At 33.3% G+C, this 926-nt stretch carries 1 protein-coding gene; it reads left to right on the top strand.

The features are described from left to right. Window positions 1-145 precede the first annotated feature (145 nt). Entirely contained in the window at window positions 146-661 is a 516-nt protein-coding gene (locus tag BFI01S_RS24275; RefSeq protein ID WP_235252822.1) for a hypothetical protein, read from the top strand. The last annotated feature ends 265 nt before the right edge of the window (window positions 662-926 follow it).

The raw sequence follows: 926 nt of genomic DNA, 5'->3' as shown, positions 1-926 counted from the left end.
AAATGAGACAAATGCCTAGTCTAGGGACATAAGTGAAACATACCATAGAATTGTAAATTGGTTTTAAAAGGTATTTAACCTCATTTTACACGCGATATTGCTTCTTTTTTTAGAAGTGAAAAAATTTAAAAAGGGTGATAAAAAAATGGAAGCCCAAACGGAAAACTATAAATATTTATTGGGATGGTGTACCGACATTTATGTTCATTGGGAAAGTGTGAAACCGAAGTTCTCAAAACTCTTTGACTTAAGAACTTTAGAGGAATGGGAAGAGACATGGCGTAATTTAATGAGTAAATTACAAAAAAATTTAACAGTAGACTCTGAGGACTTTGAGACAGCTACAAGTCTGTATGAACAGTGGGAGGTGCTATACAAAGAAGCACATCCAAATCTAGAGGGTAATGAATCCGATGAGAGAGAAAATTCGGATCAGGATTTGAAAAGTGAAACATTAATGGCAATAAAGCCTTTTGTTGATTATGGTCTAAAAGAAGTTGCTCTTACTTCCTATGAACATGCGCTAACTGAAATTGCCGCAATGGCCTATCTTCTGGGAAAAGGCTTTGATCAACAAACAGCTTATAAAACCGTTGAATCTTGGGAAGTAAATGAAATGTTCGAAACCGAATATGGAAGATTCAAAATGAATAAATATTAAAATAATTTATTAGACTTTCTTTCTTTTTTTAACACTCTGATGTATAGATAGAAATTAAACTTTAAACTCTTGTATTTATGATTATTACGAAACGAGGAATCAACTTATGCAAACTGCACAGAAACTCATGGTTAGTATACCTTTTCCATCAAAATGGGGTATTTCGGCTTCTATAGCCGGTCGACCCATTATTTGGGGAGTACTCATCATTAATTCTATTACAGGTAATAATAAAGTATCTGGTACAATTAATTTTCGTGGTACA

It is taken from the genome of Cytobacillus firmus NBRC 15306 (assembly GCF_001591465.1).
Lineage (GTDB): Bacteria > Bacillota > Bacilli > Bacillales > Cytobacillaceae > Cytobacillus > Cytobacillus firmus.
Note: the sequence above shows the minus strand (reverse complement) of the source record. Positions and strands in the feature narration are given on the sequence as shown.

Coding starts and splice junctions, on each gene's coding strand:
- BFI01S_RS24275 (WP_235252822.1), top strand. CDS start 146: ATGGAAGCCCAAACGGAAAACTATAAATATTTATTGGGATGGTGTACC.